This is a genomic window from Streptodolium elevatio, assembly GCF_040649515.1.
Classification (GTDB): Bacteria; Actinomycetota; Actinomycetes; order Streptomycetales; family Streptomycetaceae; genus Yinghuangia; species Yinghuangia elevatio.
Map to the genome: position 1 here is coordinate 47,145 of NZ_JBEZFP010000047.1, position 9,291 is coordinate 56,435.

Here is a 9,291-nt window from a genome sequence, read left to right on the forward strand (position 1 = left end):
GCTACTTGTTCAGAAGGGGCGCGACCTGGGTCGAGAACGCCTCGATCTGGTCCAGCAGCTCCTGCAGCGTGCGGTTGCGGAAGCGGATCTGGATCTGGTTCGCGCCCTGCTCGCCGTACCAACGCAGCGACTCGGCGATCTCTTCCGGGCTGCCGGACAGGGTGCGCTCGCCGACCTCCCAGTCGGGCTTGCCGACGTACAGCATCTCGGTGATGGCGCCGATGTCCATCGCCTCGTCGGCGCGCCCGTACTCCGCGCGCAGGCGGCGCAGCTCGGCCACCTGGTCGGGGAAGGTCTCGCGCGGGCTGCCCTGCGGGAGCCAGCCGTCGGCGTACTTGGCGACCCGCTTGAGCGCGGCACCGGCCGAGCCGCCGATCCAGATCGGGGGACGCGGGCCCTGCACGGGGCGCGGGCGGGCGCCCATGTCGTCCACCTTGAAGCGCTTGCCCTCGTACGTCACGAACTCCTCGCGCAGCGCGAGGTCGAGCAGCTCCAGGGCCTCGTTCAGCGCCGGGCCGCGGTCCTTGAAGTCCAGGCCGAACATCTCGAACTCGGCCTCGACGTGGCCGGCCCCCGCACCGACGATCGCGCGGCCCTTGGAGATGACGTCCAGCGTCGCGAAGGCCTTCGCGGTCATCATCGGGTGCCGGTACGCCAGCACCGCGACGTGGCTCACGAGGCGCACGTGCTCGGTGATGCCGGCGAGCCAGCCGAGCGTGGTCATCGTGTCCCACCACTCGGTGCCCATCATCGGGGCGTGGCTGCGCGGGATCGCGGTGTGGTCGCAGACCGCGATGTACGCGAAGCCGCCGCGGTCGCACGCCTGGGCGATGGCCGCCAGGTCGTCGGGCCCCGCGGTCTCCTCCCACGCCTCCGCGTACAGCTTGCTCTGCGACTGGATCGGCAGCTGCATGCCGTAATGCAGGACTCCGGGGGGAAGGATCGCGGCCATCGGGGACTCCCTTGTCTCACCTTGTGTCATCTGAAGACCGGTCACATACTCCGATCTAACGCACCGTCAGACAAGACCGATCGGGCGCATACCGAGGGGACAGGCACGTGATCAACACCACCGATCCGACCATCGAACCGGGCCAGGAGCGGATGCGCCTCGACGTCGAGGACGGTGTCGGCGTCGTCACGCTCTGCCGCCCCGAGAAGCTCAACGGTTGGAGCTGGGAGGCCAGCCGCCAGCTCGGCGTCATGGCCGACCGCATCCGCTTCGACCCGGAGATCCGCGTGGTGCTGCTGCGCGCCGAGGGCCGCGCCTTCTGCGCGGGCATCGACGTCACGGCCCCGGGCGGCAACATCACCGGCCGCTCCGGCGCCGAGCGCACCCGCAACTACTACGAGGGCCTGCGCTGGGTGCACGAGCGTTTCCGCGCGTTCGCCCGCCTCCCCCAGCCGGTGGTCGCCTCGGTCCAGGGCTACGCCCTCGGCTTCGGCTTCGAACTCGCGCTCCTCGCCGACATCCGCGTCGCCGCCGACGACGCGGTCTTCGCCCTCCCCGAGGCCCAGCTCGGCGTCGCCGTCGACGCGGGCGGCGACATGCGCATCGCCCGCGAGGCGGGCGCCGGCTGGGCCAAGTACCTCGCCCTCACCGGCCGCCGCATCGACGCCGCCACCGCCGAGCGCCTCAACCTCGTGCAACTCGTCGTCCCGCGCGACGACCTCGACAAGACCGCCCGCGAGATCGCCGGGCAGATCGCCGCGAACGCCCCTCTCGCCGTCCAGGGCATCAAGCGCTCGATCGACTCCTACGCCGACGCCGCCCTCGACAACGCCCTCGCCCAGACCGCCATGACCGCCGCGGTCACCCTCGCCTCCGAGGACATCACCGAGGGCTACGGCGCCAAGGCCGCCAAGCGCACCCCCAACTTCGAGGGCAAGTAGCCGCAGCCCGGGTGCGTGCCGGCGGAGGCCGTGCGCACCCGGGGCCGGGCGGCGTCAGGCGGGTTGGGGGACGGAGCCGACGAGGCCGCCGTCGATCACCAGGTCCTGACCGGTGATGTACGACGCGTCGTCGGAGGCCAGGAAGGCGACCGCCGCCGCGACGTCGTCCGCATGCCCGAGCGAACCGAGCGGCACCTCGGCCGAGTTCACCGCCTCGGCGGCCGGGTCGGGGTTGTTGTCGCGGTACATCTCGGTGTCGATGTAGCCGGGGCTGACCGAGTTGACGCGGATGCCGCGCGGGGCGAGGTCGGCGCCGAGCGTACGGGCGAGGTTGTGCACGGCGGCCTTGGTGGCCGAGTAGACGGAGGCCACGGACAGGCCGCGGTGCAGCGTCCACGACGCGTTGATCACGACCGCGCCGCCGTCCTTGAGCAGCGGCAGGGACTTGAGCACGGTGAAGTAGACGCCCTTGAAGTTGACGTCGACGGTGTAGTCGAAGTCGGCCTCGGTGATCTCGGTGCTGGGCTTGAAGACCCCGACCCCGGCGTTCGCGAAGACCGCGTCGAGGGAGCCGCGCCAGGCCCGTACGCGCTCGACCAGGTCGTCGAGTGCGGGAAGTGCGGCGACGTCGGCGGGCACCGCGAGGATCCGCTCGGGCGTCACCCCGGTCTCCGCGACCAGGCGGGCCACGGCCGTGTCGAGACGGGGGCGGCTGCGGCCGGTGACGGCGACGTACGCGCCCTCGTCGAGGAGCCTGCGGGCGGTGGCGTACCCCATGCCGCTGGTGCCGCCGGTGATCAGGACCGTCTTGTTCGTGTATCGGTTCATGACGACGATCCTGGGGCCGTTCCGGCGGACCCGGCAGTGCGCGCTGAACCTGGGTCCGGCACCACCACCCTGAGGGTCAGACGGTGACCGCGAGCAGCCGGGCGAGCCGGGCCTCGGTGTCGGTCGCGGCGTCCGGGGTGTGCAGGATCATGCGGTGTCCGGGCAGGTCGGGCAGCGGCAGCGAGGTGTACTCGAACGTCAGCCGGCCCACCTCCGGGTTGTCGAGGACCTTGACGCCCTGGCCCGCGGAGCCGATCGGGTGCTCGGCCCAGATCGCGGCGAACTCCGGGCTGACCGCGCACATGTCGTCGGCGATGCGGCCGAACTCGGGGTCGCCCGGGTAGCGGGCGGCGTCCGCGCGGAAGTGGCCGACGATCGCGCGGGCGACGTCGTGCCAGTCGTCCCATTCGGTGCGGTGGCGTGCGCTGGTGAAGAAGCTCACGAGGCAGTTGTGCGCGGCCTCGTCGTACCCGAACACCGCGCGGGCGGCGGTGTTGACGGCGACGAAGTCCCAGTGCCGGTCGACGACGTAGGCCGGCTTCGGCATCCACGCGTCGATCACACGCCGCACGGCGTCGGGCACGCCGCGCTCCGCCGGGCGAGCGGGCGGCGGATTGAGGCCCGACAGCAGGTAGAGGTGCTCGCGTTCCGCGGGATCCAGGCGCAGCACGCGCGCTATCGCGTCGAGCACATCGGCCGAGACGTTGATCTCGCGGCCCTGCTCGAGCCACGTGTACCAGCTGACGCCCACGCCGGCGAGGACGGCGACCTCTTCGCGGCGCAGGCCGGGCGTACGGCGTCCGCCGCCGGCCGGCATGCCCACGTCCGCGGGCGTCAGCCGCGCCCGGCGCGTCCTCAGGAACTCGCGCAGCTCGACCCGCCGCCGCTGTCGTGCCTCCGCCGGAAGCCGGGATATGTCGACCATGCCCGCCAGGCTAATCCGCCGCGAGGGCGTCGCGGGCGGCCGGGTACCCACCTTTTTGTGGGTACTTGTGGGGCCTGCGGGGTGGGGACGAGGGTTGGGGTCAGGACGCGGGACGGTCCTCGGCGCGGTTGTCGAGGAGGCGGTGGCCCCAGTCGGAGAGGGGGGCCAGTGCCTCGCAGAGATCGCGGCCGAAGCCGGTCAGGGAATAGACCGTCTTCAGCGGCAGGGTGTCGTGCACCTCGCGGTGGACGAGGCCGTCCTCCCGCATCTCGCGAAGGGTTTGGGTCAGCACCTTCTCGGTGAGGCCCGGCAGTTGCCTGCGCATCTCGCCGGGGCGCCGCGGGCCCGACTCCAGCAGCCACAGCAGCACCGTCTTCCACTTGCCGTCGATCACCCCGATCGCGGCGGTGACGCCGCAGACGCCCGGTTCAACGGCTCTCCTGCGCGTCATCCATTGTCCTTTTCATCACGAATTGACAGCTATTCGTCGCGCTCTTCACGCGCTTGCCCGGGAGTCCTGCCATGTCTTCGAACACCGACCGGACCGTCGCTTCTTCCGCCACCGCCGCTCTGTCCGTCACCGTGCTCGGCCTGGGGCCGATGGGACGCGCCCTCGCCGGGGCGTTCCTGGACGCGGGCCTGCGTACGGTTGTCTGGAACCGCACCCCCGGCCGCGACGACGAACTCGTCGGACGCGGCGCGGAGCGTGCCATGACCGCCGAAGAGGCGGTCGCGGCAAGCGCGTTGACGGTCGTCTGCGTCGTCGACTACGACGCGTCCGACGCCGTCCTGCGGCGCGAACCGGTCGCGGCGGCGCTCAACGGGCGCACGGTCGTGAACCTGACCGCCGACACCCCGGCCCGCGCCCGGGACACCGCCGAGTGGGCGGCCGAACATGGCGTCCACTACCTCGACGGCGCGATCATGACCCCGACCACCACCATCGGCACGCCGCACGGGGTGTTCATCTACAGCGGTCCGCGGGACCTGTACGCGGAGCACCGCCCCGCCCTCGACGCCCTCGGCGGCAGCCACACCCACCTCGGCGAGGAGATCGGGCGCGCGGCGGCGTACGACGTCGCGCTCCTCGACATCTTCTGGACCGCGATGACCGGCTACATGCACGCCGTCGCGATCGCCAAGGCCGAGGGCATCTCGGCACGGGAACTGCTGCCGTTCGCCCAGGGCATCGGCGCGATCCTGCCGCCCGTCTTCGCCGACACCGCCACCGAGATCGACAACGACACCCACTCCGGCGAAGGCAATCCCATCACCTCGGCCGCCTCCTCGATGGCCCACATCGTCCACACCTCCGAGGCCCACGGCATCGACGCGAGCGTCATGCGCGCCGCCGAGTCCCTCGCCCGCAAGGCAATCGACCTCGGCCACCCCACCGACGGCTTCACCCGCATCGCCGAACTCCTGGGCCGACACTGACCGTTACGGCGTCCCGGGCCCCGGCCTCGCGGCGACGGTTCGCATCTCTGCCAACGGTCAGCGCTCACCGCTGACTTCGTCGACGCGTCGGCGGGCCGGAACGCTTTCCGGCCCGCCGCGGCGGACCGCTCACTTGCGGGCGGCGAACTCCTCGGCGGCTTGGGCACGCAGTTCGAACTTCATGACCTTGCCGGTGGGGTTCCGGGGGAATTCGGTGACGATCTCGACGTAGCGCGGGACCTTGTAGTTCGCCATTTCCTTGCGGCAGTAGTCGACGATCTCGTCAGTGGTGACGGAGGCTCCCGCGCGCAGGATGAGGTACGCCTTGCCGACCTCGCCCATGCGGGCGTCGGGGACGCCGATCACCGCGGCCTCGGAGACCGCCGGGTGGCCCGCGAGGACCGACTCGATCTCGGCCGGGTAGGCGTTGAAGCCGCCCACGATGTACATGTCCTTGATGCGGTCGGTGATGCGCAGGTTGCCCTGCTCGTCGAGGACGCCCACGTCGCCGGTGTGCAGCCAGCCGTCCGCGTCCACCGCCTTGGCGGTCTCCTCGGGGTCCTCGAAGTAGCCGCGCATCACGTTGTATCCGCGCACCCAGACCTCGCCGGGCTCGCCGACGGCGGTGGGCTTGCCGGCGTCGTCGACGGTGACCAGCTCGACGCCCTCGATCGCGCGGCCGGAAGTCGAGGCGATGATCTCGGCGGGGTCGCCCTGGCGACACATGCTGGCGGTGCCGCAGGACTCGGTCAGGCCGTACGCCGTCAGGACGGTGTCGAAGCCCAGGTCGTCGGCCATGCGCGTGACGAGGGAGAGCGGCACGGAGGCGGCGCCGGTGACCGCGAGGCGCAGCGAGGCGAGGTCGTACTTGCCGCGCGAGCCGGAGTCGAGCAGCGACGTGTAGATGGTCGGCGCGCCCGGCAGGACGGTGACCTTCTCGGCCTGGATAAGCGCGAGCGTGGCGTCGACGTCGAAGACCGCCTGCGGGATCATCGTGGCGCCCTTGATCAGGCTCGCGAGGATGCCGGCTTTGTAGCCGAAGGTGTGGAAGAACGGGTTGACGATCAGGTAGCGGTCGCCCTCCGCGAGGCCCACGGTGCTCGCCCACGTCTCGAAGACGCGGAGCGACTGGCCGTGCGTCGTCATGACGCCCTTGGGCCGGCCGGTGGTGCCGGAGGTGAAGATGATGTCGCCGAGGTCGTCGGAGGTGACCGACGCGGCGCGCTCGTCGACGGCCGCGGCGGGCACGGACTCCCCGGCGGCCAGGAAGTCGGCCCAGGTCACGCACGTGTCCGGGGCGCTGTCCGAGAGCACGACCGCGGTGGCCAGGTCGGGCAGGGCGGCGAACGGGCGTCCCGCGGTGCCCTCGCCGGCCGAGGAGCGCAGCATGGCGACGTACGACGCGCCGAGGAACGTGCCGGAGACGAAGAGCAGCTTGGCGCGGGTCTTCTCCAGGACGTACTGCGCCTCGGCGCCCTTGTAGCGGGTGTTCATCGGGACGATCGCGGCACCGGCCGCGAGCGCGCCGAGGGCGGCGGTGATCCAGTCGCGGCCGTTCGGGGCCCAGACCGCGACGCGGTCGCCCTTCTCGACGCCCGCGGCCACGGCCGCCGCGGCGGCGGCGCGCACCCGGTCGCGCAGCTCGGCGAACGTGATGCGTACGCCGCCGTCCACGACGGCCTCGCGGTCACCGAAGCGCTCGGCCGCGCTGTCGACGAGAGCGGGAATGCTGCCCCACTCGAGATCACCCTGCATGATCGCTCCTGAGAGGTCCGACGGTGGCCGCCTGTGCCGTTGCTAGTCTGAGCTGACGGTACGTCAGATCAGGGCGGCGAGGGAAGCTGCCGACCGGGAGATCGAGACCACGCCGGATTCGCATCCAGGCCGACAACGCGGGCCGACCAGGAGGATGGGGCACATGCGCAAGTTCGAGACGCTCGGGTACGAACAGGCCGACGGTGTCGCGTGGGTGACGCTCAACAGGCCGGACCGGCACAACGCGTTCGACCTGGTCATGATCGAGGAGCTGCACACGCTGTGGCGTGAGCTGCGCCACGACGACGACGTGCGTGTGATCGTCCTCACCGGGGCCGGCGACAAGGCTTTCTGTACCGGAATCGACCGTTCTGTCGACGTTCCGCAGCCGTCGTCGCCGTACATGATGGACGACCCGATGCTGAAGATCAGCCCGAAGCACTCCGACCTGTGGAAGCCGGTCATCGTCGCCGTCAACGGCATGGCCTGCGGCGGCGCCTTCTACCTTCTGGGCGAGTGCGAGTTCATCATCGCGAGTGAAAGCGCCACGTTCTTCGACCCGCACACGACGTACGGCATGGTGTCCGGCTTCGAGTCGATGTACCTCGCCCAGCGCATGCCGCTCGGCGAGGTCATGCGGCTGACGCTGCTGGGCAACGCGGAGCGGATGAGCGCGAAGCGGGCGTACGAGACGGGCCTCGTCTCGCAGGTGGTGCCGGCCGACGAGCTGCACGAGGCGGCGAAGTGGGCGGCCGAGGCGATCGCCGCCTACCCGCCGGGCGGCGTCGAGGGCTCGGTGCGGTCGATCTGGGCAGCCCGCGACATGACGCGCTCGCAGGCGCTCGCGATGGCGCCGCACATGATCACCCTGGGCAATCTGGCCTGGTCGGAGCAGGCGGGGCTGTTCCAGCAGCGCAGCAAGGAGTACCGCGTTCGGTAGGGCGGTTGCCGCGGCGGCGGCCGCGGGCGATGTCGTGTCCGCGGCTCGTCGTGTCCGCGGTCCATCTGTGTCCGCGGCTGTCGTGTTTGCGCCCGTTGTGCGTGCGCCCGTCGTACGTGCGCCTCGTCGTACGTACGGCTCGCGCCACCGTGTCGCGCGGCGCGTGACGCGTCGGGCGTGACGTCGCGGGGCCATAATCGTCACTGTGCGCGTTGCGATCATGACGGTGGGTTCGCGCGGGGACGCCGCCCCGTTCACCGGTCTCGGGGTGGGGCTTGCCCGGCGCGGGCACGAGGTGACCTTGGTGACCCACGCCCGCTTCGAACCGCTGGCGGCCGGCACGGGTGTGAAGTTCCACGCCCTGCCGGTCGATCCGCACGAGGAGTTGCACTCCGCCCGGGGACGCGGACTCCACCGCAGCATCACCGGAGCGGGCAAGCTGGCCCGCGTCGTGGCGCTGGCCCGCGCGCTGGCCGGTGAACTGACGGACGGCCTCTTGGACGCAGCGCCCGGCCACGACGTCCTGGTGGCGTCGGCGTCGCTGGCCCCGGTCGCCTGCACGCTCGCCGAGAGCCTCGGCGTACCGGTGCTCGGCGCGTACCTGCAACCGCTGCACCCGACCCGGGTGTTCGCACCGCCGATGGTTTCCGCGCGCTCGTTGGGCCCGCTGGGGAACCGCCTGGCCGGCCACGCCGTGGACCTGGCCGTCGACCACGTCTTCTCCGCCGCCGACCGCGACCTGCGCCGCGCTCTGGGACTTCGGCCGATCGGCCTGGCCGCCTCGCGGCGGGCCCGCGAACGCGAGGGCTGGCCGGTGCTCTACGGCTTCAGCCCGGTCGTCGTACCGCCGCCGAGAGACTGGCGGCCCGGACTGCGGCCGGTCGGCTACTGGTGGCCCGGCGACACCCGCCAACTCCCCGACGCTCTCCAGGACTTCCTTGCCGCGGGGCCGCCTCCGGCATTCGTCGGGCTGGGCAGTGCCACCGTCCCCGTCCCGGATCTGGTGGTCGCGCACGTCGTACGCGCGCTGCGCGCGGCCGGGCTGCGCGGCGTGATCCAACGCGGCTGGGCCGGGCTCGACGCCGAAGGTGCGGGTGACGACATGTTCGCGGTCGACGACGTCCCGCACCACCTGTTGTTCCCGCGCATGGCCGTGGTCGTGCACCACTGCGGCGCCGGTACGACCGGGGCGGGCCTGCGCGCCGGGGTGCCGGCCGTGCCGGTCCCCGTCCAGTTCGACGCCGCGTTCTGGGCCCGCCGCCTCGTCCGTCTCGGCGTGGCGCCCACCGCCGTTCCGCTGCGCTCCCTGACCGCCGACCGCCTCGGTGCCGCACTGGCCGAGGCGGCGGGCAACCCCCGGTACCGCCTCCGGGCCCGGACGATCGCCGACCGCGTGGCCGGCGAAGACGCGGTCGGCGCGGTCGACGACGCCCTCGCCGCGGCCTGCCGAGCCTGAGCGGGGTGGGCCCAGCCGGATGCCTGCGGGTGGGGCTAGCCCCACCCGCATTCGGGC

At 71.9% G+C, this 9,291-nt stretch carries 9 protein-coding genes; 4 read left to right on the forward strand and 5 right to left on the reverse strand.

The window, feature by feature from the left end; genetic code table 11:
* Position 1 precedes the first annotated feature (1 nt).
* Entirely contained in the window at positions 2–952 is a 951-nt protein-coding gene (locus AB0C36_RS19440; RefSeq protein ID WP_358355613.1) for a TIGR03619 family F420-dependent LLM class oxidoreductase, read from the reverse strand.
* 107 nt (positions 953–1,059) lie between these two features.
* Between AB0C36_RS19440 and AB0C36_RS19445 the strand changes: the two genes are divergently transcribed.
* Positions 1,060–1,893 (forward strand): enoyl-CoA hydratase/isomerase family protein, encoded by an 834-nt coding sequence (locus AB0C36_RS19445; RefSeq protein WP_358355615.1) that lies wholly within the window; start codon positions 1,060–1,062, stop codon positions 1,891–1,893.
* A gap of 54 nt (positions 1,894–1,947) precedes the next feature.
* Here AB0C36_RS19445 and AB0C36_RS19450 read toward each other — a convergent pair whose 3' ends face one another.
* The 3 genes from AB0C36_RS19450 to AB0C36_RS19460 form a co-directional block, all read right to left on the reverse strand.
* Positions 1,948–2,721, reverse strand: coding sequence for an SDR family NAD(P)-dependent oxidoreductase (locus AB0C36_RS19450; RefSeq protein WP_358355617.1), 774 nt, complete (start codon positions 2,719–2,721; stop codon positions 1,948–1,950).
* Between the two features lie 76 nt (positions 2,722–2,797).
* The gene (locus AB0C36_RS19455; RefSeq protein ID WP_358355618.1) at positions 2,798–3,646 is read right to left on the reverse strand and encodes a helix-turn-helix transcriptional regulator; all 849 of its coding nucleotides are present in this window, start codon (positions 3,644–3,646) and stop codon (positions 2,798–2,800) included.
* 100 nt (positions 3,647–3,746) lie between these two features.
* A complete protein-coding gene (locus AB0C36_RS19460) occupies positions 3,747–4,097 on the reverse strand; it encodes a winged helix-turn-helix transcriptional regulator (protein WP_358355619.1) in 351 nt (116 codons plus the stop codon).
* A 71-nt stretch (positions 4,098–4,168) separates the two neighbouring features.
* On the opposite strand from AB0C36_RS19460, the gene AB0C36_RS19465 reads away from it, so the two are divergent.
* A complete protein-coding gene (locus tag AB0C36_RS19465) occupies positions 4,169–5,083 on the forward strand; it encodes an NAD(P)-dependent oxidoreductase (protein WP_358355620.1) in 915 nt (304 codons plus the stop codon).
* Between the two features lie 129 nt (positions 5,084–5,212).
* Here AB0C36_RS19465 and AB0C36_RS19470 read toward each other — a convergent pair whose 3' ends face one another.
* Complete coding sequence (locus AB0C36_RS19470; protein WP_358355621.1) at positions 5,213–6,838, reverse strand: FadD3 family acyl-CoA ligase; 1,626 nt, start codon at positions 6,836–6,838, stop codon at positions 5,213–5,215.
* 163 nt (positions 6,839–7,001) lie between these two features.
* Between AB0C36_RS19470 and AB0C36_RS19475 the strand changes: the two genes are divergently transcribed.
* Positions 7,002–7,778 carry an enoyl-CoA hydratase/isomerase family protein gene (locus tag AB0C36_RS19475; protein ID WP_358355623.1) on the forward strand — a complete coding sequence of 259 codons (777 nt, stop codon included), beginning with the start codon at positions 7,002–7,004 and terminating at the stop codon, positions 7,776–7,778.
* A gap of 220 nt (positions 7,779–7,998) precedes the next feature.
* A complete protein-coding gene (locus AB0C36_RS19480; RefSeq protein WP_358355628.1) occupies positions 7,999–9,234 on the forward strand; it encodes a glycosyltransferase in 1,236 nt (411 codons plus the stop codon).
* Positions 9,235–9,291: the final 57 nt, after the last annotated feature.

Coding starts and splice junctions, on each gene's coding strand:
- AB0C36_RS19440 (WP_358355613.1), bottom strand. CDS start 952: ATGGCCGCGATCCTTCCCCCCGGAGTCCTGCATTACGGCATGCAGCTG.
- AB0C36_RS19450 (WP_358355617.1), bottom strand. CDS start 2,721: ATGAACCGATACACGAACAAGACGGTCCTGATCACCGGCGGCACCAGC.
- AB0C36_RS19455 (WP_358355618.1), bottom strand. CDS start 3,646: ATGGTCGACATATCCCGGCTTCCGGCGGAGGCACGACAGCGGCGGCGG.
- AB0C36_RS19460 (WP_358355619.1), bottom strand. CDS start 4,097: ATGACGCGCAGGAGAGCCGTTGAACCGGGCGTCTGCGGCGTCACCGCC.
- AB0C36_RS19465 (WP_358355620.1), top strand. CDS start 4,169: ATGTCTTCGAACACCGACCGGACCGTCGCTTCTTCCGCCACCGCCGCT.
- AB0C36_RS19470 (WP_358355621.1), bottom strand. CDS start 6,838: ATGCAGGGTGATCTCGAGTGGGGCAGCATTCCCGCTCTCGTCGACAGC.
- AB0C36_RS19475 (WP_358355623.1), top strand. CDS start 7,002: ATGCGCAAGTTCGAGACGCTCGGGTACGAACAGGCCGACGGTGTCGCG.
- AB0C36_RS19480 (WP_358355628.1), top strand. CDS start 7,999: ATGACGGTGGGTTCGCGCGGGGACGCCGCCCCGTTCACCGGTCTCGGG.